This window comes from Collinsella sp. wc0583, assembly GCF_046116915.1.
Classification (GTDB): domain Bacteria; phylum Actinomycetota; class Coriobacteriia; order Coriobacteriales; family Coriobacteriaceae; genus Collinsella.
Map to the genome: position 1 here is coordinate 64,975 of NZ_JBJXBN010000007.1, position 24,624 is coordinate 89,598.

Here is a 24,624-nt window from a genome sequence, read left to right on the forward strand (position 1 = left end):
CTGTAACAGAACGGAAACATTACTTTCACACAATAAAGTGGCATTACTGCATAAACCGACAGGAATACGCAGAATTATGGATAAATGGGCAAAACAAAAGAAAAGTTGAAATAATCGCCACTTTTCTCAACTAAAGCGTCTACTATTTTGCGAACGCCGAACACGGCGAAGGATGGCCTGTCGGGTAACCGAAACCCGACGAGATTTGAGAGGAGAGCCGCATGTCGAGCCTCACCGGTAAGTCATTGAACCCTGTTATGAATCGCAGGAGCGTTATCGCGAGCGCAGCAGGTCTGGGGGCGATGTCCATTCTAGCTGGCTGCTCCTCCAACGGCGGCGACAGCGGTTCCGCGTCGGGCGACGCTTCGTTTAAGATCGGCACCATCGGCCCGCTGACCGGCGCCAACGCGTCCTACGGCAAGTCCGTTACACAGGCTGTCGAGCTTGGCTGCAAGGATTTCTCGACTAAGGAGCTGCCGCTTGTCAGCAAGGCCGAGGACGACCAGGCTGACGGTGAGAAGGCCGTCAACGCCTTCAACACCCTGCTCGACTGGGGCATGCAGGCCCTTGTCGGTCCGACCACCACGGGTGCGTCGGTCGCCGTTGCTGCTGAGTGCGGTAACGACCCCGAGACGTTCATGATTACCCCGTCCGCGTCCTCCGAGGACGTTACCAAGGGCAAGGATTGCGTCTTCCAGGTTTGCTTCACCGACCCCAACCAGGGTGTCAACGCTGCCAAGTTCCTGGCACAGAAGTATGCGGACGAGAAGTTCGTGCTGTTCTATAACTCCGGCGACGCCTATTCTTCGGGCATCGCAGATTCCTTTAAGGCCCAGGCCGCTGAGTCCAAGCTCGAGATTGTTGACGAGGAGACCTTTAAGGACGACTCCGCCACGAGCTTTACCAACCAGCTGACCAAGGCCAAGCAGGCTGGCGCCACCATGATCTTTGCGCCGATCTACTACACACCGGCGTCCGTCCTGCTCAAGAACGCCAAGGACATGGGCTACGACGTCAAGATGATGGGCTGCGACGGCATGGACGGTATCCTGGGCGTTGAGGGCTTCGATACCTCTCTTGCCGAGGGTCTGCTGCTCATGACCCCGTTCTCCGCCGACGACGAGAAGAACGCCGACTTCGTCAACGCTTACAAAGATAAGTATGGCGAGACTCCGGACCAGTTTGCCGCCGACGCCTACGACGGCGTGCATGCGGTGGTCGAGGCCCTCAAGGAAGCCGGCCTGGGTGCCGACGCCGACCCGACCGAGGTTGCCGAGAAGCTTCCCGAGGCTATGCGCAACATTACCGTTGACGGTCTGACTGGCAAGCTCTCCTGGAACGACAAGGGCCAGGTCCAGAAGGACCCGACGGCGTACGTCATTACCGACGGCAAGTACGTACAGGCCTAATTGGCCGCCTTACATAGAGCGGTTTTGATCCCAAGCAGGGGAGGTTTTGGCCTTCCCTGCTTGCTTGGTATCTAGGGACGATGTAACGTCCCTGTTTCATACATTAACTGGAAACCTATTCGAAATAACTGGAAACCTATTCGAAAGGGGGATGTGGAACATGACGGTCTTTATCCAATACCTGGTCAACGGCCTGTCCATGGGCAGCGTCTACGCCATCATCGCGTTGGGCTACACCATGGTCTACGGTATCGCCAAGATGCTGAACTTCGCTCACGGCGATGTCATCATGGTCGGTGCCTATGTCTCGTTCTGCGCCACGTCGTATCTCGGCCTCCCGGGCTGGGCATCTGTAGTTCTCTCTTGCGTGGCCTGCACGGTCCTCGGTGTTCTCATTGAGGGCCTGGCCTATAAGCCGCTGCGCCAAGCAGGCCCGCTGGCCGTTCTGATCACGGCTATCGGCGTGTCTTACTTCCTGCAGAACGCCGCGCAGCTTCTGTGGGGCGCCACGCCCAAGAACTTCACTTCGCTCGTCACCTTCCAGGTGCCGGAGTTCTTGGCCAAGTTCAACGTAAGCGCCGTCTCGCTCGTCACCATCGTCGCCTGCCTGGTTATCATGGCCGGCCTGATGTTCTTTACAGGTAAGACCAAGATGGGCAAAGCCATGCGCGCCGTGTCCGAGGACAAGGCCGCCGCTCAGCTCATGGGCATCAACGTCAACCGCACCATCTCGATGACGTTTGCCATCGGCTCTGCCCTTGCCGCCATCGCCGGCGTGCTGCTGTGCTCCTACTCGCCGGTGCTGCAGCCCACGACGGGTGCCATGCCTGGCATCAAGGCCTTCGACGCTGCCGTTTTCGGCGGCATCGGCTCCATCCCCGGCGCCTTTGTCGGTGGTATTCTCATCGGCATCATCGAGGCGATGGCGCAGGCCTACATTTCCACGAGCCTTGCCAACTCCATCGTCTTTGGTGTTTTGATCATCGTTCTGCTCGTCAAGCCTGCCGGCCTCTTGGGCAAGTACGTCCCCGAGAAGGTGTAGGTGAGCGTTATGAAGTTTCTTAAAGACAAGCAGACGCGTCACGACTTTGTCACGTACGCCATGTGCCTTGTGGCGTTCGCCATCGTGTTCTTTATGCAGTCTAACCACATGATTCCGCGCATGATCGCCGGTCAGCTGGTTCCCATCACGGCCTATATCGTCATGGCCATTTCCCTTAACCTCGTCGTCGGCATCGCGGGCGACCTGTCGCTGGGCCACGCGGGCTTTATGAGCGTCGGCGCCTATACGGGCATCGTCACCGCCGTCGCGCTGGAGGGCGCCGTTCCGTCCGATCCGGTGCGTCTAATCATCAGCATTGTGGTCGGCGCTATCGCCGCTGCCATCTTGGGCTTCTTGATTGGTATCCCGGTCTTGCGCCTGAGCGGCGACTATCTGGCCATCGTGACCCTGGCTTTTGGCGAGATCATCAAAGAAATCGTCACCTGCCTTATCGTGGGCGTCGACTCCCGCGGCCTGCACGTGATCTTTAACATCACGGGCAACTCCACGATCGACGACCTGCATCTGCTCGAGGACGGCACCGCCATCATCAAGGGCGCGCAGGGCGCATCGGGTGTGTCGACGTACTCGACCTTCCTCGCCGGTGCCATCCTGGTCATGGTCGCACTCGTGATCGTGCTCAACCTGGTTCGCAGCCGTACCGGTCGTGCCATTATTGCCGTGCGCGACAACAAGATTGCAGCCGAGTCCGTGGGCATCTCCGTCACTCAGTACCGCATGATCGCCTTCGTGGTTTCCGCTGCCCTCGCCGGTGCTGCCGGAGCCCTGTTCGGCGGTAATTTCTCGCAGCTTTCCGCCACTAAGTTCGACTTCAACACGTCCATCCTCATTCTGGTGTTCGTGGTCCTGGGCGGCCTGGGCAACATGCGCGGCTCCGTTATCGCCGCGGCGCTGCTCACGGTGCTCCCCGAGCTGCTCCGTCAGTTCTCGGACTACCGCATGCTCATCTACGCCATTGTGCTGATTCTGGTCATGATCTTTACCAACAACCCGCAGCTTAAAGCGTTCTTCGGCCGCATTAAGGACCGCTTTACTTCTAAGAAGGAGGTGGCAGCCGATGCCCAGTAAGTTTGAGTTCAACAAGGGCAAGATGGTTCCGTATCCTTCTGGCGCCATCGTTCCCGACCGCGACCTGGGCGAGCGCCCGGCACTCGAGTGCATCCACCTGGGCATCGAGTTCGGTGGCCTTAAGGCAGTCGACGACTTTAGTCTGACTATCGGCAAGACCGAGATCGCCGGTCTGATCGGCCCCAACGGTGCCGGTAAGACCACGGTCTTCAACCTGCTCACCAAGGTGTATCAGCCCACGCACGGCACCATCCTGCTCGACGGTGAGGACACCTCGGGCAAGTCGGTCTATCAGGTCAACCGCATGGGTATTGCCCGTACCTTCCAGAACATTCGTCTGTTCAACACCATGACGGTGGAGGATAACGTTAAGGTCGGCCTGCATAACCAGGAGCGCTACTCCGGCTTTGAGGGCGTGCTGCGCCTGCCGACGTATTGGAAGCACGAGAAGGCTGCTCACGAGCGCGCCATGGAGCTGCTGTCCATCTTTGATATGGAGCATCTGGCAAACGAGCAGGCCGGATCGTTGCCTTACGGCGCTCAGCGCCGTCTGGAGATCGTCCGCGCGCTTGCCACCAACCCCAAACTGCTGCTGCTCGACGAGCCTGCCGCCGGCATGAACCCGTCCGAGACCGCGGAGCTTATGGAGAACATCGTCAAGATTCGCGACACCTTTGGCATTGCCATCATGCTTATCGAGCATGATATGTCGCTCGTTATGAACATCTGCGAGGGCATCTGCGTGCTCAACTTTGGTAAGGTCATCGCCAAGGGCACGGCAGAGGAAATCCAGAATAACGATGCCGTTATCGAGGCGTATCTGGGCAAGCAGGATAAGGGGGAGAACTAAATGGCAGAGCCGATGCTTTCCGTCTACAACATCAACGTCTGGTACGGCGCCATCCACGCCATCAAGGACATCTCCTTTAACGTTAACGAGGGCGAGATCGTGGCTCTGATCGGCGCGAACGGTGCCGGTAAGTCCACGACGCTCAAGACCGTCTCGGGCCTGCTACGCTCCAAGACCGGCTCCATCAAGTTTATGGGCGAGGATATTACCCATACGCCCGCCGACAAGCTGGTTGGTAAGGGCCTGGCTCAGGTGCCCGAGGGTCGTCGTGCCTTTTTGCAGATGACGGTCGAGGAGAACCTGGAAATGGGTGCCTATACGCAGCCCAAGTCAACGGTGGCTCCGGGCCTCGAGCGCGTCTACGAGCAGTTCCCGCGCCTGAAGGAGCGTCGTCGCCAGGTCGCCGGTACCCTTTCGGGCGGCGAGCAGCAGATGCTCGTTATGGGCCGCGCCCTTATGAGTAACCCTAAGCTGCTCATGCTCGATGAGCCCTCTATGGGCTTGGCACCGATTCTGATTGAGCAGATCTTCCAAATTGTCGAGGATCTGCATAAGGCCGGCACCACGGTGCTCCTGGTCGAGCAAAACGCACAGATGGCTCTTTCCATCGCCACACGCGGCTACGTGCTCGAGACCGGCAAGATCACTATGACCGGCACCGGTCAAGAGCTGCTGCACGACGACAACGTGCGTAAAGCATATCTTGGTGGTTAATTCATTCAACGAAGGGGCGCTGACTATCCCGGTCGGCGCCCCTTTTTAAATGATCCCTTGGGGACGGAGGAAAACGGATCGCCGGGTCAAATCGACTCACTGGGCGATCCGTTTTCCTCCGTCCCCAAGGGATCATTGTGCGGGTTGGTATTTAAAGTGCGACAATGCCGTGTGGAAATAGAAGTTCGTCTGGGGGTCTATCTATGCTGTACGAGTTTTGTGCCGAGAACTTTGAGCGGGTGCCGGCGGCTATCGATGCCGGTGCAAGGCGCATCGAGCTGTGCGACAACCTTGCCGTCGGTGGCACTACGCCCTCGGCTGGTGTTATCAGCGCTACGGTCAGCTATGCTCACGAGCATGACGCGCGAGTGATGTGCATGATTCGCCCGCGTGGCGGTGACTTTCACTACAACCAGGACGAGCTGCGCATGATGGAGATGGACCTGGGCCTTGCCGTGAGCGCCGGCGCCGACGGCTTGGTCTTTGGCTGTTGCAAGCCTTGTGCCGGCGGATGGGCGCTCGACGAGCTTACGTTGGGCGCCCTCGTGATGGCCGCGGGCTGCGCGACCGAGGAGTGCAAGCGCGGACCTATCGATATTACCTTCCACATGGCGTTTGACCAGCTCTCGCCTGAGGCTCAGTTGGATGCCATTGATACGCTCGCCGACTGCGGCATCACGCGTATCCTGACGCATGGTGGTGCTGCCGGAACGCCGATCGAGGACAATCTGGAGCACCTATCGCGTCTTGTCGAGTATGCGGGCGACCGCCTGACCATCCTTCCTGGCGGCGGCATTTCCACGGCCAACCGCGATACCGTGGCGGCGGCATTGGGCGTCTCCGAGCTCCATGGCACCAAGATCGTGCCGCTGGAGGCGTAACCCGTGGCGCTGGTATTTGACGTTCAGCAGGCGAGCGGTAAGCCCGACGACAACCGGCGCCCTGGCACCGCGTGCCCCTTTTGCGATACCGAGGGGCTCGCCAATATCATTCGGCGCGACGGTGACTGCATCTGGCTCGAGAATAAGTTCAAAACCCTGCGCGCCACCCGTCAAACCGTGCTGATCGAGTCGGCCGACCACGACGCAGACCTGGTGACCTATGAGTTGGATGAACTCCACCATGTAATGAGGTTTGCCCTGGGTTGCTGGCAGCAGATGATCGATTCACAGCAGTATCGAAGCGTGCTCATGTACAAGAACAGGGGTCCGCTCTCGGGCGGCAGTCTCGTTCATCCGCACATGCAGATTGTGGGTTTGGAGCAGGAAGACGGCTATGCTTCGCTGACTTCCGCCAATTTCGAAGGCATCAATGTCTGGCAACAGGGGAGAATCGCGGTCAACATCTCAACCGAACCGATCATGGGATTCTTTGAGGTCAATGTTTCAGCCCCGCAGGGAATCGCCGCCAGCGATGACATGCGAGATCAAGCCGAGACGGATCTCTTCGCCGATGCGATCCAGGTAGCTCTGCGCTATATCCTGAACGACCACCACGGTGGTCGCGCAGAGTCGTACAACTTGTTCTTCTATCACCTGGGCGGTCGGACCATTGCCAAGGCACTGCCGCGTTGGGTGGTTTCGCCCTACTTTGTCGGCTATCGTTTGGCCCAGGTCAATGCCGATACAACGCTCGATATCGATGCCGAGCGCCTGCGTGCGCACCTGGAAACGCTTGTATAGCAAGACTAACACCCGCGTAATGCGGACGGTCTAGCGTGCCATGGCGTCGCGGCCGGCCTCGACGCGCTTGCGCTGGGCGGCGCGCTCCTCGCCGGTTAGACGCTCAAAGAGATGCCCGATAAACGAGGCGAGTACCTGCTGAAACAGCGTTCCGCACATGATGGGAAACACGACTTCGCCCGGAAAGTACTGCGTGGCGATGACGGCGCCCGAAGAGATGTTACGCATGCCGCAGGTAAAGCACATGGTAGTCGTCTCGCTATATGGCAGATGCAGCGCACGGGCGATCAGAAAACCGACGATAAAGCCGCTGATGGCGAAGGTCAAAATAAAGAGGGCGACTTCCAGGCGCATCGCGTTCATGCGCAGAACGTACTCACTCATGGCGGTGGAGTTGGAGGCGATAACGCCCATCATCATGAACTTGCAGGCGGGCGAGAGCGCGGGAGAGAGCTTCTCGTGTCCCCATCCACGTGTGAGCTCGTTGATCACGATGCCGAGCACGGCGGGGATGGCGATCATAAAGGCCATGTCTTGCATCATGCTTGGCACATCGATCGAGACAGTGGCACCCAGCAAGAGCTTAAGCGTGAGCGGAATCGTCACAGGGGAGATAACCGAGGACGTCAGGATGATGGTGAGCGCGAGCGGGCCGTTGCCGCCGAACATGCTAATCCACATAAAGGCAGTGACCGCCACGGGTACGCTGTATTCGAGCACGATGCCGCAGACAAGGTTGGGGTTGGAGCCAAAGAACAGCGATCCCATGGCATAGGCTGCTATGGGAATAAGCACCGCCGAGACGAGCAGCGCCAAAATCAGGTGCAGGGGACGGCGGAACACCTCAGCGACCTGGTGGAAGGTGTTGCTGAGCGCACCTTGGAACGTCATAAAGGCGAAGAGGGCGGGAACGATGGGCTTAAGTACGCCGATCTGCTGGGGAAAGAGCACGCCGAGCGTTACGCAAATCGGAACGATGACCTGCATATGCCCCGCGAGGAACTTTCCCAGTCCAACCCATTGCTTCATATGCCCCGTGACTCCCTTTATCCGCGAACTCGTTTGAATGGATATGCTAGACGCTCGCATGCGTCCGTGCGTCAGAAACGCTCGATTATTTCGAGGCTATTACCGGCCTCGTTTACCGAAACCAGGGCGTGCCGCGAGGCTCTGCGTCCGTGCCGCACGGTATAATAAATCCGTTCAACAGATCTGCCTGCCGAAGCGGGCATACACAGAGGACTCATCGCTATGAACCGTGAGAGGTATCGCGGCGACCTGCCCCTATCGGGGGTGGGCGCCTATGTCATCGCTTAAGACGACGCATCGCTGGGCGGTCGCTCAGCAAAATCCCGAGCTCGAAAAGGAGCTTTCGGCTGGTCTGGGCATACCCGGGCTGGTGGCGCGCATTATGGTTGCGCACGGCATTACATCCATCGAGGAAGGCCAGCTGTTTTTGACGCCTTCGCTCGATCGCGACTGGGCGGACCCGCTTGTTATTCCGGGCATGGCGGTCGTCGCCGACCGCGTTGAGCGTGCTATTCGCAACCACGAGCGTATCGCCGTCTTTGGCGATTTTGACGTCGACGGCATTACGTCGACTTGTCTGTTGACCGAGGCGCTGCGGACGTTTGGCGCCGATGTCACACCATTCATCCCGCACCGCTTTGACGAGGGATATGGCCTTTCGCGCGCGGCACTCGACCGCGTCAACAAGCTCGCCCAACCCAATCTGATCGTGACCGTCGATAACGGTATCGCGGCCAAGGAAGAGGTCTCCTATCTGGAGAGCCTGGGAATCGATCTGGTGGTTACGGACCATCATGAGCCGTCCGACCAGGTGCCGCAGGGCGTGCCCCTGACCGACCCTAAACTCGAGGATGAGGGGCCCTCGCGTGAACTTGCCGGTGCTGGCGTGGCGCTCAAGCTGGTGCAGGTTTTGGGCGAGCGTCTGGGCAAGCCGTCGTATTGGCGTTCGCTGATTGAGGTTGCGGCGCTGGGCACCGTGTCCGACATGATGCCGTTGACGCCCGAGAACCGCGCGCTGGTCGCTGAGGGCATCCAACAGATGCGCGTGACGGCTCGTCCCGGCTACATTGCGCTTGCAGCGCTCGCCAAGGCCGACCTTTCTACCATTACGGCGGACGGTCTATCGTTCTCGCTCATTCCCCGCTTAAACGCCGCCGGCCGCATGGCCGATCCCAAGCTGGCGCTCGACTTGCTGCTTGCCCGCGATCCTATCGAGGCAAGCGCGCTGGCGGCCGAGCTCGAGGAGATCAACCGACAGCGTCGCGAGATCGAGGCGGAGCTCACGCGCGATGCCATGGCAAAGGTCGAGGAGACTTATGACGGCGGGCGCGCAATCGTCGTGGGCGGCGAAGGTTGGCACGAGGGCGTTAAGGGCATCGTGGCGAGCCGCCTTACCAACCGATATCACGTGCCGGCGCTGCTTTTCTCTATCGAGGACGGTATAGCACGTGGCTCGGGCCGCTCGGTAGGCAAGGTTAACCTGTTCGAAGCCGTCGAGCGCTGCTCCGACCTGCTGATTCGCCGCGGCGGGCATGCCGGTGCGGTGGGCGTGACCATCGAGGCATCTAAGCTCGATGAGTTTCGTCGACGTCTTTCCGCCGTGTTGTCCGAGCTTCCCGCCGAGGACTTTGAGGACACCGACGAGGTTGCCGCCACGGTCGACCTTTCCGAATTGAATATCGAGACCATCGAGCAGATTTCCCGCCTTGAGCCGTTTGGCCAGGGTAATAAGGTGCCGCTGCTGGCTGCCGAGGGCGTGACGATGTGTGATCGCGCCGTGGTGGGTAAGACTGGCGAGCACATGCGCTTCGTGGCGACGGATGGAGCCGCGAGCGTGCCGGCAATCATGTTTCGCGTACCGCAGATCGACAGGTTTATCAATTGCGACAGCGCCGTCGACTTGGTGTTCGAGGCCGTTGCCGAGCATTGGCAGGGGCGCGTGAAGCCCAAACTCATGATCAAAGATGTCTTGGTGCGCGATGCCACGGCGCCCAATATCGACGATCCGGCATGTGAGCTTCGCCGCGGCGTACAACCGGCGGATTCTGGCCTGCGCCTGGAGTCGCGTAAACGCGAAACGCTTGCTCAGCTTTCCTATACCGAGCTCACGCGCTCGCTCATTCACAGCTTTATCGGATCGAACCAGCCGCACCGCGCACAGGTCGAGGCGCTTGACGCCCTGGCCGACCACCAGAGCGTTTTGGCCGTTATGGGAACGGGTCGCGGCAAGTCGCTCATCTTTCATGTACATGCCGCACGCGAGGCGGTTCTTCGCGGGCGTGCGAGTATCTTTGTCTATCCGCTGCGCGCACTCGTTGCCGACCAGGCCTATCACCTTTCCTCGACGATGGCCGCGCTCGGCATTGGCGTTGGCGTGCTGACCGGCGAGACCGTGGAGGCGGCGCGCGATGACGTGTTTGCCGGCCTGGCTTCGGGCCGCACCGGCATCGTTCTCACGACGCCGGAGTTTCTGTCTATCCATCGCGATCGCTTTGCACGTTCTGGACGTATTGGCTTTGTCGTTATCGATGAGGCACACCATGCCGGTCTTGCCAAAGGCGGCGACCGGAGCGCCTACCTCGACATGCCCGATATTCTCAAAGCCCTGGGCGACCCCGTTGTCATGGCGGCAACGGCTACCGCGACGGCCCCGGTCGTGGCGGAGCTTGCTCGTGTATTGCCGATTACCAGGACGGTGGTCGACGAGACCGTTCGCGAGAACCTGCAACTCGAGGACGACCGTGACCTTGCGAGCCGCGAAAATCGCCTGGTGTCAATCGTGGCGACGGGGGAGAAGACCGTCATCTACGTCAACTCGCGCGACCAGTCCGTGGCGCTTGCCAAGACGTTGCGCAAACGCGTGCCCGACTGCGCGACCCATATTGCGTTCTATAACGCCGGGCTCGCGCGCTCCGATCGCCGCCGTGTCGAGGAAGCGTTTCGCGACGGAAGCCTCAGTTGCATCGTTTCGACCTCTGCCTTTGGTGAGGGCGTCAACCTGCCCGATATCCGCCATGTCGTGCTCTACCACATGCCGTTTGGTGCGATTGAGTTTAACCAGATGAGTGGCCGTGCCGGCCGCGATGGACAGCCCGCCGTGATTCACCTGCTCTATTCGTCGCGTGACGCTCGTATTAATGAGCGCCTGCTCGATTGTTACGCGCCCGAGCGCGATGAGCTTGTCACGCTCTATCGAGCGCTGCAGACCATGTGGCGCTCCAACCGTGGCAAGACGGGGGACGATTCATTCTGCGCGAGCGATATCGACATTGCGCAGATGTGTCTTGCCATCGATGCCCGCACGCCGGTCGACGAGCGCTCGGTGGAAAGCGGCCTGGGAATCTTCGAAGAACTCGGTTTCTGCCGCGTTTCGGGGTTTGACGATACGCGTCGCATCGCGATGGCGGAAAACCCCGGTCGCGTGCAATTAAGCAGGTCAATTCGCTATTTGGAGGGCTTGCGCTCGCGCATGGAGTTCACGGCTTTTCGGAGCTGGGCACTCGATTCGTGCGCTTCTGATATGCTAGCCAAAGTTAACCGCCCGATCGTACCGCGGGCCTAGGGGAAGGGGACCTCGATGGACGCCGCAGCCCGTACCGCCCATGATTCCACCCTCCAGCCGTTTTCGGAGATGGAGCACTATAAGCATGCCGATGAGCTGCCGCCCGAGATTATGGCGGACAGCTACGACAAGCTGGAGCGTCTGTGCCTCAAATATATGAACGAGGACGACTTCTCCAATGTGGAGCAGGCCTACTGCTTTGCTGCCGAGAAGCACTGCAACCAAAAGCGGCGCTCGGGTGAGATGTACATTAACCATCCCGTCGAGGTAGCTATCATTCTGGCTGACCTCAAGATGGACTGCGATGTGGTGTGCGCCGCGTTGCTGCACGATACCGTCGAGGACACCGAGACCTCGCTTGCCGATGTTTCGGGTCTGTTTGGCGAAACCGTGGCAGGGCTCGTCGACGGCGTGACCAAGCTCACCAACATTGAAGTCGACAGCATGGACGAGAAGCAGGCGCTTACGCTGCGCAAGATGTTCCTCGCCATGTCCAAGGACATCCGCGTCATCATCGTCAAGCTCGCCGACCGCCTGCATAACATGCGCACGCTTGCCGCTCTGCGCGAGGACCGCCGCCTGTTTAAGGCACGCGAGACCATGGACGTGTACGCGCCTTTGGCCGACCGCCTGGGCATGAGTTCAATCAAGTGGGAGCTCGAGGACCTGTCCTTTTTCTACTTGGAGCCCGATGCCTACCAGCGCATCGCGCGCATGGTATCCGAGTCGCGCGAGGTTCGCGAGCGTTATCTGGCCGAGACCATCAAGACGCTCACCGATGAGCTCAATCGCATTGGTCTTGAGGGCTTTCAGATCAACGGTCGTTCCAAGCACTATTGGTCCATCTATCAAAAGATGAAGCGCAAGGGCAAGGAGTTCTCCGAGATTTACGACCTGGTGGCGCTGCGCGTCATCACTCATTCGGTGCGCGATTGCTATTCCACGCTTGGTGCCGTGCATACCCTGTGGCATCCCATGCCCGGTCGTTTTAAAGACTATATCGCCATGCCCAAGGTCAATAACTACCAATCGCTTCACACGACGGTTATCGGCCCCACGGCCCGTCCGCTCGAGATTCAGATTCGAACCTACGAAATGCACGAGCAGGCCGAGTATGGCATCGCTGCCCACTGGCTGTATAAGAAGTCGGGCGGATCGTCTGCCTCCAAGACTAACGATGCGCAGCGTCTGGACGACCAGATCAACTGGCTCAAGCACTCACTCGACTGGGCGGCGTCTGACGAGATCACCGATGCCAAGGAATACCTGCATTCGCTGAAGGTCGACTTGTTCGACCAGGAAATTTTTGTCTTTACGCCCAAGGGCGAGGTCATGGCGCTTCGTGCCGGCTCTACACCGCTCGACTTTGCCTACGCCGTTCATACCGAGGTCGGTAACCACTGTGTCGGCGCCAAAATCAACGGTGCGGTGGCGCCGCTCACGCACGAGATCAAGACGGGTGACCGTGTCGAGATTCTGACTAACAAGAGCTCTAAGCCGTCGCGCGATTGGCTCAAGATCGTCAAGACACCTTCGGCCAAGTCAAAGATTCGCCGTTATTTCGCCGCCGCGACCAAGGATGACGACGCTGCCGCCGGCCGCGATATACTGGCCAAGGACCTGCGTAAGCGCGGGTATGGCATCTCTACGCCACGATCCACGCGTGCGCTCAACGCCGTGGCGGAGCAGTTTAACTTCAAGCAGCTCGAGGACCTTTTTGCAGCCGTTGGCGCGGGCAAGGTCGCCCCGCGCGCTGTGGGCAATAAGGTCGAGCAAATCTTGGACCCCAAGCCCGAGGAACAGCTCACCAAGGCCGAGGCTATCGCCGAGGTCGTAAAGCAGCCCGCTCGCGGCTCCAACCGCAAGCCGCAAAAGCGCGGTAAGAGCGCCAGTAACGGCATTATCGTCAAGGGCGAGAGCAACAGCGGCCTGCTGGTCCGTCTGGCTCATTGCTGCAACCCCGTGACGGGCGACGACATCGTCGGCTTCATCACGCGCGGTCGTGGCGTTTCGGTGCATCGCGCCAACTGCCCCAACGTCAAGGGCCTTATGGAACATCCCGAGCGCATGATTGACGTAGAGTGGGATGGTGCTGCTGATACGCTTTTCCAGGTCGAGATTGTGGTCGAGTGCCTGGACCGCATGGGCCTGCTCAAGGACGTCACCATCGCCATTGGCGATGCAGGCGGCAATATTCTTTCCGCCGCCACCTCGACTAACCGCGAGGGTATTGCAACCCTGCGCTTTATGGTCGAGATTTCGGATGCGAGCGGCCTGGATCCGCTACTGGCATCCATTAGCAGCGTCGACTCGGTCTATGACGCACGTCGTTTGATGCCTGGCGAGGGTGGGGCTCAGCTCAAGCGTCGCGTATAGGCGTAACGAGCGCGCGACAGTAATGATATTGGCTACGTTCGAGGCATCGTTTGGTGCCTCGACGTTTATAGAAGGAGGGCGCACGCATGGACGCTGCGGCTTTGGACTTAACCCCTCGGGGTACGGCTTCGATTGAGGCGCTTGTAAACGGCCCCATCCAGACCAACAGTTACGCCGTTATTTCGAGTGGCGAATGCTTGATTATCGATCCCGCTTGGGAAGGCGAAAGCCTCGTTGCGCATATCCGAGCCGAACGCCCCGATGTACAAGTGCTCGGTTCCGTCTGCACGCATGGTCATGCCGACCATGTTGGCGGTGTCGCTGGAGTTCGTGCCGCCGTTGGCGCTGACGCCCTGTACGAACTGTGCGGCAAGGACGCAGCTGTGCCGCATGCGAATATCGAGGAACAGCGAGCTATGTGGGGCATTGAGACGCCTGACCCCGGGGAGCCGACGCGCCTGCTCGCCGAAGGCGATGCTATCGAGGCGGGCGATATCTGCCTGCAGGTTATCGAGGTGCCCGGGCATACGCCGGGTGGCATTGTCTTGTTTGCTGCCACCGAGCAGGGGAACATTGCCTTTGTGGGCGACACGCTATTCCCGGGCAGCCACGGCCGCACCGATCTTTCTGGAGGAGATGAGGCGGCGATTCTGCGCTCGCTTTCCAAGCTCGCCCGGCTTCTCCCGCCCGATACCGTATGCCTAACCGGCCATGGCGATTCGACCACTGTGGCACGCGAGCTTATGCGGAACCCTTTCATGCAGATGTAGCTTTGTAGTCAGCTTCTGAAGCACGAGAAGCGTCCAAACGTCAAGATATTTTCCCCAACGGGTCGATTCCGTAGGGCAAACGGTCAAAAAAAGTCTGTTTGGACGATATTCGTGAACAAACGAACGTTTATGCTCGGATACGCCGTGGTAAAATCACAGGCGTTATCGGAGCAACCTTACAGGAGGTTTCTTTTATGCTCGTCAACGCAGCAGACATGCTCAAGAAGGCCGAGGCCGGCAAGTACGGTCTCGGTGCCTTCAACACCAACAACCTCGAGTGGACCCTGGCTATTCTCCAGGCTGCCGAGGAGACCAAGTCTCCGCTGATCCTTCAGTGCACCGCTGGTGCCGCTAAGTGGATGGGCGGTTTCAAGGTCTGCGCCGACATGGTCAAGGCTGCCGTCGAGGCCACGGGCGTTACCGTTCCCGTCGCCCTTCACCTCGATCACGGTTCTTACGAGGACTGCTTCAAGTGCATCGAGGCCGGCTTCACGTCCATCATGTATGACGGCTCTCACGAGGAGACCTTCCAGCTTAACCTCGACCGCACCAAGGAGCTCGTTGAGCTTGCCCACTCCAAGGGCATGTCCATCGAGGCCGAGGTCGGCGGCATCGGCGGCACCGAGGACGGCGTGACCTCCAACGGTGAGCTCGCTGACCCTGCTGAGTGCAAGCAGATCGCTGACCTGGGCGTCGACTTCCTCGCCTGCGGCATCGGCAACATCCACGGCGTGTATCCCGCCGACTGGGCTGGCCTTTCCTTCGAGCGTCTGGGCGAGATCAAGGCTCAGACCGGCGACCTGCCCCTCGTCCTGCACGGTGGCACCGGCATCCCCGAGGATCAGATCAAGAAGGCCATCTCCCTGGGCATCTCCAAGATCAACGTCAACACCGACCTGCAGCTCGTCTTCGCCAAGGGCGTCCGCGAGTACATCGAGGCTGGCAAGGATCAGCAGGGCAAGGGCTTTGACCCCCGCAAGCTCCTCAAGCCTGGCCGCGACAACATCGTTGCCCGCACCAAGGAGCTCATGGAGGAGTTTGGCTCCGTCAACAAGGCGTAAGTAGCGGTTTAACTTCCCGCCGGAGGCCCCGTTTCCCCTACGCTGTTTCCCTCGCGCTCACCTGGCTTCGCCAGAAGTCGCGCGACGGAATCAGCTCCGGGGAAACGGGGCCTCCTTTGTTAACTCGCTACAGGGTTACTGGGCTAAATAATTTGCCCTGGCTTCGCCAGATGTCGCCCCAAGGAAACAGTTCCGGGGGACGGGGCTTCCTTCGTTTAACGCCGCAGGGTTACTGGGCTGAATTCATTTTTATAGGTACCGTTTATCAGTGTTGAGGGCTCCTCTATTGGGGCTTTCTTTTTTATCTCGCTACAATGGGCTTCGAGAGTTCTAATGACTTGGAGTTTGGTATGGCTGTTATTAATGTGCTGCCTTCGGATGGGAAGGTTATTGACGAGGGTCCTGTTGGTTGCTCTGTTGATGTTTGCTGTGATGACTTTCGTCATCTCGATATTGGACTGCCGCCCGAGATTCTTCGTCTTAAGGATGCCGGGTATTTGACGCAGGCTGTTGCTGCCTGCGATCGCCTTTTGGGGCAGAATCCTGAGCCTTCGCTGGCTGCCTGCGTTCGCGCCGAGCGGTATCGCATGATCGAGACGCCGCTTCATTTTTCGGTGTCGCGCGATCGGGCTATCAAGATGATTCGCGAGGAGTGGCCCGAGTTTACCGACGAGCAGTTTGACGACCTGATTGACCGCAAGCGTATCGATTGGCGCTTAATCGATGGTGAACTGTTCGTTCTCGACAACTTCCTTGATTCTTTGCGTGTGTATCCCAAGGAGGTTCCGGGTCTGCGCCCCGATTCTACGGACGGCGTCGCGCTGCGTAACCAGATGCTCAGGGAGATGGAGTCGCAAAACGGGTTGGCTCGCGTCATCATGCTTAAGGCATCCGTGTCTGTCCCCGGTGCTCTGGAGGGAGAGGCTGTTCGCGCGTGGCTACCCGTTGCCGCCGCCTGCCGCCAGCAGTCTCATATCGAGGTTCTCGATATGACGTCGGAGGGGAATGTTGCCTCTGAAAACGTTTCGGCTCGTACTGCCTCTTGGGCATCTTCGACTGAACATTCATTCTCGGTGACCTATCGCTATCACATTGATGCCGCCTATTGCGATATTTATGGTGGCGCGCTCCCATCGCATCCCTGTATGGACGCGCCCCTGCCCGAGGACACCTCCGAGGACCGTCCGCACATTGCGTTTACGCCGTACCTGCGACAGCTGACGGAGCGTGTTATTGACGGGCTCGAGGATCCGCTCGATTGCGCTCGTGCTATCTATGATTACCTGACACAGCATATCGACTATCGCTATCAGCCACCGTACCTGCTTTTGGGATCTATTGCCGATGACTGTGCACACTCGCTCCGCGGCGATTGCGGTGTTATGGCGCTCACGTTTATCACCATGTGCCGCATTGCGGGCGTTCCTGCCCGTTGGCAGAGCGGCCTGTATGTTGCGCCCGATTCGGTGGGGCCGCACGATTGGGCTGAGTTCTATACGCCGCAGACCGGTTGGCTCAACGCCGACGTGTCATTTGGATCTTCTGCTCGCAGGATGGGGGAGGAGTGGCGCCGTCGTCACTACTTTGGCAATCTCGACCCGTGGCGTATGGTGGCCAACAACCGATTCCAGGCTGAATTTGTGCCTGCTTTCGATGGTATGCGCGAGGATCCCTATGACAACCAGATGGGCGAAGTCTCGGTTAACGGACGCGGATGCCGTCGGCGCGAGATGCTCCGCACGGTCGAACTCATCGAAATGCTCGAAGTTCCATTTTCGGACTAATCAACAGAAAGCTGTGATAAACTAACTCACGCATTACGTGCCCGAGTGGCGGAATTGGCAGACGCAGTGGACTCAAAATCCACCGTTGGCAACAACGTGCGAGTTCGAGTCTCGCCTCGGGCACCATACATGCAAGCGAGCGTTCAAGGGGGTCGAGGCCCCCTTTTTCGTGCCGAACTCGCGTGAGCGCGCGGAGCGTTAAGCAAACAGGCCTGTGGCCTGTTTGTAGCGGAGCGTGGCGAGGGCGCCGTGCGCCCGAAGCCCGGGGCTTCGCGAAGCGAAGACCCTTCGAGTCTCGCCTCGGGCACCATACATGCAAGCGAGCGTTCAAGGGGGTCGAGGCCCGCTTTTTCGTGTACGTAATGTGATAACGCGCGGTACGTGTTATCATTCGCAAGGCGTTGTTCCCGCAATGCCCTAAAGAGGAACCCGAGGGTTCCCACCTTTTGGCGCCAATGAGCAGCTGACTGGTCATACAACCTAGATTCCCTTCCTCATACCGAGGATGTCTATGTGTACGACCTGGTTGCAAAGAAGCGCCGGGTTATTTTTTTATGAATGGAGGTAGGGAAAATAGCTAAGTCTGATGACACCCGCATCAACGACGAGATCACTGCATCTTCGTGCCGTTTGATTGGCGTCGATGGCTCTCAGCTCGGCCTGTTCGCCATCCGCGATGCCCAGCGCGTCGCTGACGATCAGGGTCTCGACCTGGTCGAGATCGCTCCCAACGCGGAGCCGCCGGTCTGCAAGGTCATGGACTACGGTAAGTTCAAGTACCAGCAGGCCATGAAGGCCAAGGCCGCTCGTAAGAATCAGTCCAAGGTCGAGGTCAAGGAAATGAAGTTCCGACCCAAGATCGACGTTGGCGATTACGAGACCAAGAAGGGCCACGTTCTGCGTTTCCTCAAGAAGGGCGCGCGCGTTAAGATCACCATCATGTTCCGCGGCCGTGAGATGGCTCACCCGGAGCAGGGTCTTAACGTTCTCGAGCGTCTCGCCGAGGATCTCAAGCCTTACGCTACGGTCGAGTCCAAGCCTAAGATGGAAGGCCGTAACATGCTTATGCTGCTCGCCCCGATTAAGGGCGCCTTTGATGAGGATAAAGCGGCAAGCGATACCAAGTAACTAGTGTTCTGTAACCGATTAAGGAGTATTTCATGCCTAAGATGAAGTCCCACAGCGGCACCAAGAAGCGTTTCCGCAAGACTGGTACCGGCAAGCTTATGCGCGCCAAGGCTTTCAAGAGCCACATCCTGAGCAAGAAGTCCACCAAGCGTAAGCGTGGCTTCCGTCAGGAGACCGAGATCGCCGCTGCCGACCGCAAGGTCATCAAGTCGCGTCTCGCCTAAGTTCGCGTTCCCGTTTTTCGTTTTACCGTCTAGGAGTTGATAGAACATGGCACGTATTAAGCGCGCTGTTGCCGCCAAGAAGAAGCGCCGTACCGTTATGCACCGTGCGAAGGGTTACTACGGTGCCGCTTCGCGTACTTACAAGCATGCTAAAGAGCAGGTCCAGCACTCTCTGCAGTATCAGTACCGTGATCGCCGCAACAAGAAGCGCGAGATCCGCTCTCTCTGGATCACCCGCATCAACGCTGCAGCTCGCCTGAACGACATCTCTTATTCTCAGTTCATGCACGGCCTGAAGGTTGCCGGCATCGAGCTCGACCGCAAGGTCCTGGCTCAGATGGCCTACGAGGACATCGAGTCCTTCAACGAGCTGGCTGCCATTGCCAAGAAGGCTCTCGAGGCCTAATAGATTCTGTTGAATCGCTAGGGGAGTGTCGCACTGTGCGCGACACTCCCTCTTTTTTATCGAAAGCGCTGGTTTACAAAGCAAAAAGCGCGGGTAGAAAAACACTTACAGGTGACCGATCTTTATATGTCTCTTAACCGAAGGGTCATCATCTGATACGTGCGGTCTTGCTGCACTCGACTTTCTACTTCCAATATAGGAAGCGATGTATTGTGTAGGACTTGTGAAGAGTGGAATTGACGTCCCACATCGCTTCGCGGTCTGGCAATATATCTCCTTGCCGCGCGGCCCGGTCGAACCGGATGGACCGCGCAGGCGTGCACCTTGAGAACCGGATACTGCGAGGATGGACACTTACTTCAGTGTCGCATCCGGGCAGACATCGAACCATTTGAAATGGTCTAACTTGGATTTGTTTTTCGCAAGGCCGCCGAGAGGCGGCCCCGAGAAATTCCTTTTCCTATACTAGAACCATATGAATCGAACGGAACCGATCAGCGATGAACTGAGAGGACCGGACGGGCTCGAAGCCCAGAATATTTTGGACGGAGAGTTCGATCCTGGCTCAGGATGAACGCTGGCGGCGCGCCTAACACATGCAAGTCGAACGGCACCCACCCTCGGGTGGAAGCGAGTGGCGAACGGCTGAGTAACACGTGGAGAACCTGCCCCCTCCCCCGGGATAGCCGCCCGAAAGGACGGGTAATACCGGATACCCCGGGGTGCCGCATGGCACCCCGGCTAAAGCCCCGACGGGAGGGGATGGCTCCGCGGCCCATCAGGTAGACGGCGGGGTGACGGCCCACCGTGCCGACAACGGGTAGCCGGGTTGAGAGACCGACCGGCCAGATTGGGACTGAGACACGGCCCAGACTCCTACGGGAGGCAGCAGTGGGGAATCTTGCGCAATGGGGGGAACCCTGACGCAGCGACGCCGCGTGCGGGACGGAGGCCTTCGGGTCGTAAACCGCTTTCAGCAGGGAAGAGTCAAGACTGTACCTGCAGAAGAAGCCCCGGCTAACTACGTGCCAGCAGCCGCGGTAATACGTAGGGGGCGAGCGTTATCCGGATTCATTGGGCGTAAAGCGCGCGTAGGCGGCCCGGCAGGCCGGGGGTCGAAGCGGGGGGCTCAACCCCCCGAAGCCCCCGGAACCTCCGCGGCTTGGGTCCGGTAGGGGAGGGTGGAACACCCGGTGTAGCGGTGGAATGCGCAGATATCGGGTGGAACACCGGTGGCGAAGGCGGCCCTCTGGGCCGAGACCGACGCTGAGGCGCGAAAGCTGGGGGAGCGAACAGGATTAGATACCCTGGTAGTCCCAGCCGTAAACGATGGACGCTAGGTGTGGGGGGACGATCCCCCCGTGCCGCAGCCAACGCATTAAGCGTCCCGCCTGGGGAGTACGGCCGCAAGGCTAAAACTCAAAGGAATTGACGGGGGCCCGCACAAGCAGCGGAGCATGTGGCTTAATTCGAAGCAACGCGAAGAACCTTACCAGGGCTTGACATATGGGTGAAGCGGGGGAGACCCCGTGGCCGAGAGGAGCCCATACAGGTGGTGCATGGCTGTCGTCAGCTCGTGTCGTGAGATGTTGGGTTAAGTCCCGCAACGAGCGCAACCCCCGCCGCGTGTTGCCATCGGGTGATGCCGGGAACCCACGCGGGACCGCCGCCGTCAAGGCGGAGGAGGGCGGGGACGACGTCAAGTCATCATGCCCCTTATGCCCTGGGCTGCACACGTGCTACAATGGCCGGTACAGAGGGATGCCACCCCGCGAGGGGGAGCGGATCCCGGAAAGCCGGCCCCAGTTCGGATTGGGGGCTGCAACCCGCCCCCATGAAGTCGGAGTTGCTAGTAATCGCGGATCAGCATGCCGCGGTGAATGCGTTCCCGGGCCTTGTACACACCGCCCGTCACACCACCCGAGTCGTCTGCACCCGAAGTCGCCGGCCCAACCGAGAGGGGGGAGGCGCCGAAGGTGTGGAGGGTGAGGGGGGTGAAGTCGTAACAAGGTAGCCGTACCGGAAGGTGCGGCTGGATCACCTCCTTTCTAGGGAGATAAATCTTCTAGAGAGATCAACTTAACTCGAATAGAGGGCAGGAGCCCGTCCGGCAGATGTCTTCCCGGTACGTCCCCGCAGCACCCGGTCCCCGGGGTCGCACCCGCGTACCTTGAGAGCCGCATAGCGATAGGAGAGAGATGGAAGAATCTTCTTCCAGACTCGATTCTTTTCTGCGATTTAAACAGAGAATGATAGCAATCATTCATCCGATCCAAACAAGAAGAATTCACTTATATATGAGTGAGGAGCATCTGATCGCGAGCACAGTACATACACTGTGCCGCGGTATGAGATACCCGAATTGCGACATACGAGCGCTATTCATGATATCGATTAATTAGATTAGTTAGCGACACGTGGATATCCCGCGGGCCCGAGAGCGGTCCCGCAAGATACCACGGGCGCACGGCGGATGCCTTGGCACAGGGAGCCGATGAAGGACGCGGCAAGCTGCGATAATCCCCGGCGAGGAGCACACATCCTTCGACCCGGGGGTCTCCGAATGGGCGAACCCATCCACAGCAGTGTGGATATCCCCACCCCGAACGCATAGGGGTGGGGAGGACAACCCGGGGAACTGAAACATCTAAGTACCCGGAGGAGAGGAAATCAATCTCGAGACTCCCCGAGTAGCGGCGAGCGAAAGGGGACCGATGGCCAAACCGTCGAGCGGGCATACCCGGCAGGGGTTCCGCCGACGGGGTTGCAGGGCCGCGCATCCGGGGGCTGCCGCCCCCGGGCGCAGGTCCGGCTGGGGAGCGGAACGGCATGGGAGGGCCGGCCGCAGCGGGTGACAGCCCCGTACGCGAACCCAGACCGGACGGCGCGACGCGGTCCCTGAGTAGGGCCGGGCACGTGAAACCCGGTCCGAACCTGGGTGGACCACCATCCAAGCCTGAGTACTACCCTGTGACCGATAGCGCACCAGTACCGTGAGGGAAAGGTGAAAAGCACCCCGGGAGGGGAGTGAAACAGTACCTGAAACCGTGCGCCCACGAGCAGTCGGAGCACCTTTATGGTGTGACGGCGTGCCTTTTGTAGAATGAGCCAGCGAGTCGCTGGCGCGGGGCGAGGTTAACCGAAAGGGAGCCGGAGCGAAAGCGAGCCTTAACAGGGCGACTTGAGTCCCGCGCCGCGGACGCGAAGCCGGGTGAGCTATCCGTGGGCAGGCTGAAGCGGGGGTAAGACCCCGTGGAGGGCCGAACGCACGTCGGTTGAAAACGGCGGCGATGACCTGCGGATAGGGGTGAAAGGCCAATCAAACCCGGAGATATCTCGTTCTCCCCGAAATAGCTTTAGGGCTAGCGTCGCGCGTTCACCGCCGGAGGTAGAGCACCGGATGGACGAGGGGGCTTCGCCGCCTACCGAATCCAACCGAACTCCGAATGCCGGCGGCCCAGAGCGCGGCAGTCAGAGCATGTGGGCTAAGCTGTGTGCTCGAGAGGGAAACAGCCCGGACCGCCCGCTAAGGTCCCCAAGTTCCAGCCGAGTGGCAAAGGATGTGCGTCCGCCCAGACAACCAGGATGTTGGCTTAGAAGCAGCCATCCATTCAAAGAGTGCGTAACAGCTCACTGGTCGAGTGGACATGCGCCGACAATACACGGGGCTAAGCTGGACACCGAAGCGGCGGGATTTTAATTCATTAGAATCGGTAGGGGAGCTTCCCATGGGCGGAGAAGCCGTCAGGGCGACCGACGGTGGAGCGCATGGGAGTGAGAATGCTGGCATGAGTAGCGAGAGACGAGAGAGTAACTCGTCCGCCGTGAACCCGAGGTTTCCTGGGCAAGGCTAATCCTCCCAGGGTCAGTCGGGGGCTAAGGCGAGGCCGGGAGGCGTAGCCGACGCGCAGCAGGCAGACATTCCTGCACCGCGCACGCGGCGCTACGACCGACGGGGCGACGGATGGGGGTGGCTCGGCGGGGTTCTGGACGTCCCCGTGATGGAGCGCGGCCCGCGGACCAGGGAAATCCGGTCCGCACACAGGGCGAGGCTCCGGACGAAGCGACTGAGCGAAGCGAGTGAGCCCGAGGTCCCTAGAAAAACCCCTAGGCAGGCGCGTGCGCGCCCGTACCGCAAACCGACACAGGTGGGTGGGTAGAACATACCGAGGCGATCGGGTCAACCATGGTCAAGGAACTCGGCACAATGGCCCCGTAACTTCGGGAGAAGGGGTGCCCGCGCGTACGTGAACGGACTTGCTCCGGGAGCGGAGGCGGGCCGCAGTGGAGAGGCCCAAGCGACTGTTTACCAAAAACACAGGACTCTGCAGAAGCCGCAAGGCGACGTATAGGGTCTGACGCCTGCCCGGTGCCGGAAGGTCACGCGGAGGGGTTAGCCGCAAGGCGAGGCCCCGAAGCCAAGCCCCGGTAAACGGCGGCCGTAACTATAACGGTCCTAAGGTAGCGAAATTCCTTGTCGGGTAAGTTCCGACCTGCACGAAAGGCGCAACGACTTGGGCGCTGTCTCGACCATGGACCCGGTGAAATTGCACTGGTCGTGAAGATGCGACTTACCCGCGGAAGGACGGAAAGACCCCGTGAACCTTCACTGCAGCTTGGCATTGGCCGCTGGTCCCGCGTGTAGAGGATAGGCAGGAGGCGAAGATCCGGAGGCGCCAGCCCCCGGGGAGCCGCCCTTGGAATACTGCCCTCGCGCGACCGGCGTCCTAACCCGAGGCCGTCAACCGGCTCGGGGACCGTGCCAGGCGGGCAGTTTGACTGGGGCGGTCGCCTCCTAAAGGGTAACGGAGGCGCGCGAAGGTCCGCTCGGGACGGTCGGCAACCGTCCTTTTGAATGCAAGAGTACAAGCGGGCTTGACTGCGAGGCCCACAAGCCGAGCAGGTGCGAAAGCAGGCTCTAGTGATCCGGCGGCCCCGAGTGGGTGGGCCGTCGCTCAACGGATAAAAGGTACTCCGGGGATAACAGGCTGATCTTGCCCAAGAGTCCACATCGACGGCAAGGTTTGGCACCTCGATGTCGGCTCATCGCATCCTGGGGCTGGAGCAGGTCCCAAGGGTACGGCTGTTCGCCGTTTAAAGCGGTACGCGAGCTGGGTTCAGAACGTCGTGAGACAGTTCGGTCCCTATCCTCCGTGGGCGCAGGAGAATCGATGGAGGCTGCCCCCAGTACGAGAGGACCGGGGTGGACGCACCTCCGGTGAACCGGTTGTCGACCAACGGCACGGCCGGGTAGCCGCGTGCGGCGCGGATAACCGCTGAAGGCATCTAAGCGGGAAGCCGTTCCAGGGATTAGTTCTCCTTCCGGTAAGGGCCCAGGTAGACTACCTGGTCGATAGACGGCAGGTGCAAGGACGGCGACGTCCTCAGCCGAGCCGCACTAATCGCCCGAGCTCTTCCGGAACCGCACCTCGCGGCCCGCGGGACAAGCGCTCATGCGCGGTCCGGGCACGAGGATGCCCCCGAGTCATCTTTCCTAT

General features: G+C 59.7%; 16 protein-coding genes, 1 tRNA gene and 2 rRNA genes. 18 read left to right on the plus strand and 1 reads right to left on the minus strand.

Translation table 11 applies throughout. The features are described from left to right. The first annotated feature begins 221 nt into the window (after positions 1 to 221). From ACKUUJ_RS07350 to ACKUUJ_RS07380, 7 genes are all read left to right on the plus strand, one after another. Positions 222 to 1,409 carry an ABC transporter substrate-binding protein gene (locus ACKUUJ_RS07350; RefSeq protein WP_409065180.1) on the plus strand — a complete coding sequence of 396 codons (1,188 nt, stop codon included), beginning with the start codon at positions 222 to 224 and terminating at the stop codon, positions 1,407 to 1,409. A gap of 160 nt (positions 1,410 to 1,569) precedes the next feature. After that, entirely contained in the window at positions 1,570 to 2,451 is an 882-nt protein-coding gene (locus ACKUUJ_RS07355; RefSeq protein WP_022095035.1) for a branched-chain amino acid ABC transporter permease, read from the plus strand. Positions 2,452 to 2,460: 9 nt separating this feature from the next. Further along, a complete protein-coding gene (locus ACKUUJ_RS07360) occupies positions 2,461 to 3,540 on the plus strand; it encodes a branched-chain amino acid ABC transporter permease (RefSeq protein WP_409065181.1) in 1,080 nt (359 codons plus the stop codon). Beyond that, a complete protein-coding gene (locus ACKUUJ_RS07365; RefSeq protein WP_055287178.1) occupies positions 3,530 to 4,390 on the plus strand; it encodes an ABC transporter ATP-binding protein in 861 nt (286 codons plus the stop codon). Before ACKUUJ_RS07360 ends, ACKUUJ_RS07365 begins: the two co-directional genes overlap by 11 nt. A gap of 12 nt (positions 4,391 to 4,402) precedes the next feature. Beyond that, positions 4,403 to 5,104: an ABC transporter ATP-binding protein gene (locus ACKUUJ_RS07370; RefSeq protein WP_035137222.1), complete on the plus strand. Its 702-nt coding sequence runs from the start codon at positions 4,403 to 4,405 to the stop codon at positions 5,102 to 5,104. Positions 5,105 to 5,307: 203 nt separating this feature from the next. Beyond that, entirely contained in the window at positions 5,308 to 5,985 is a 678-nt protein-coding gene (locus tag ACKUUJ_RS07375) for a copper homeostasis protein CutC (protein ID WP_409065182.1), read from the plus strand. Positions 5,986 to 5,988: 3 nt separating this feature from the next. Then, positions 5,989 to 6,786 carry a DUF4931 domain-containing protein gene (locus ACKUUJ_RS07380; protein ID WP_409065183.1) on the plus strand — a complete coding sequence of 266 codons (798 nt, stop codon included), beginning with the start codon at positions 5,989 to 5,991 and terminating at the stop codon, positions 6,784 to 6,786. A gap of 30 nt (positions 6,787 to 6,816) precedes the next feature. Here ACKUUJ_RS07380 and ACKUUJ_RS07385 read toward each other — a convergent pair whose 3' ends face one another. Beyond that, entirely contained in the window at positions 6,817 to 7,815 is a 999-nt protein-coding gene (locus tag ACKUUJ_RS07385) for a bile acid:sodium symporter family protein (RefSeq protein ID WP_409065184.1), read from the minus strand. A 274-nt stretch (positions 7,816 to 8,089) separates the two neighbouring features. Between ACKUUJ_RS07385 and recJ the strand changes: the two genes are divergently transcribed. The 11 genes from recJ (at position 8,090) to ACKUUJ_RS07440 (ending at position 24,548) form a co-directional block, all read left to right on the plus strand. Next, entirely contained in the window at positions 8,090 to 11,377 is a 3,288-nt protein-coding gene (recJ, locus tag ACKUUJ_RS07390) for a single-stranded-DNA-specific exonuclease RecJ (protein WP_409065185.1), read from the plus strand. A gap of 15 nt (positions 11,378 to 11,392) precedes the next feature. After that, the gene (locus ACKUUJ_RS07395) at positions 11,393 to 13,753 is read left to right on the plus strand and encodes a bifunctional (p)ppGpp synthetase/guanosine-3',5'-bis(diphosphate) 3'-pyrophosphohydrolase (protein ID WP_055250618.1); all 2,361 of its coding nucleotides are present in this window, start codon (positions 11,393 to 11,395) and stop codon (positions 13,751 to 13,753) included. 86 nt (positions 13,754 to 13,839) lie between these two features. Then, complete coding sequence (locus tag ACKUUJ_RS07400; protein WP_409065186.1) at positions 13,840 to 14,523, plus strand: MBL fold metallo-hydrolase; 684 nt, start codon at positions 13,840 to 13,842, stop codon at positions 14,521 to 14,523. A gap of 194 nt (positions 14,524 to 14,717) precedes the next feature. Then, positions 14,718 to 15,584, plus strand: a complete 867-nt coding sequence (gene fba / locus ACKUUJ_RS07405) for a class II fructose-1,6-bisphosphate aldolase (RefSeq protein ID WP_409065187.1) — start codon at positions 14,718 to 14,720, stop codon at positions 15,582 to 15,584. Positions 15,585 to 15,934: 350 nt separating this feature from the next. Continuing rightward, positions 15,935 to 17,368 carry a transglutaminase-like domain-containing protein gene (locus ACKUUJ_RS07410; RefSeq protein ID WP_409065188.1) on the plus strand — a complete coding sequence of 478 codons (1,434 nt, stop codon included), beginning with the start codon at positions 15,935 to 15,937 and terminating at the stop codon, positions 17,366 to 17,368. Between the two features lie 39 nt (positions 17,369 to 17,407). Beyond that, positions 17,408 to 17,494 (plus strand) — tRNA-Leu (locus tag ACKUUJ_RS07415). 432 nt (positions 17,495 to 17,926) lie between these two features. Continuing rightward, positions 17,927 to 18,496 (plus strand): translation initiation factor IF-3, encoded by a 570-nt coding sequence (gene infC, locus ACKUUJ_RS07420; RefSeq protein ID WP_006234423.1) that lies wholly within the window; start codon positions 17,927 to 17,929, stop codon positions 18,494 to 18,496. 32 nt (positions 18,497 to 18,528) lie between these two features. Next, the gene (rpmI, locus tag ACKUUJ_RS07425; RefSeq protein WP_006234422.1) at positions 18,529 to 18,720 is read left to right on the plus strand and encodes a 50S ribosomal protein L35; all 192 of its coding nucleotides are present in this window, start codon (positions 18,529 to 18,531) and stop codon (positions 18,718 to 18,720) included. A 46-nt stretch (positions 18,721 to 18,766) separates the two neighbouring features. Next, positions 18,767 to 19,126, plus strand: coding sequence for a 50S ribosomal protein L20 (rplT, locus tag ACKUUJ_RS07430; protein WP_022094123.1), 360 nt, complete (start codon positions 18,767 to 18,769; stop codon positions 19,124 to 19,126). A gap of 542 nt (positions 19,127 to 19,668) precedes the next feature. Beyond that, a 16S ribosomal RNA gene (locus tag ACKUUJ_RS07435) occupies positions 19,669 to 21,174 on the plus strand. Positions 21,175 to 21,572: 398 nt separating this feature from the next. Beyond that, positions 21,573 to 24,548, plus strand: a 23S ribosomal RNA gene (locus ACKUUJ_RS07440). The 16S and 23S rRNA genes sit together here, the layout of an rRNA operon. Positions 24,549 to 24,624 lie beyond the last annotated feature (76 nt).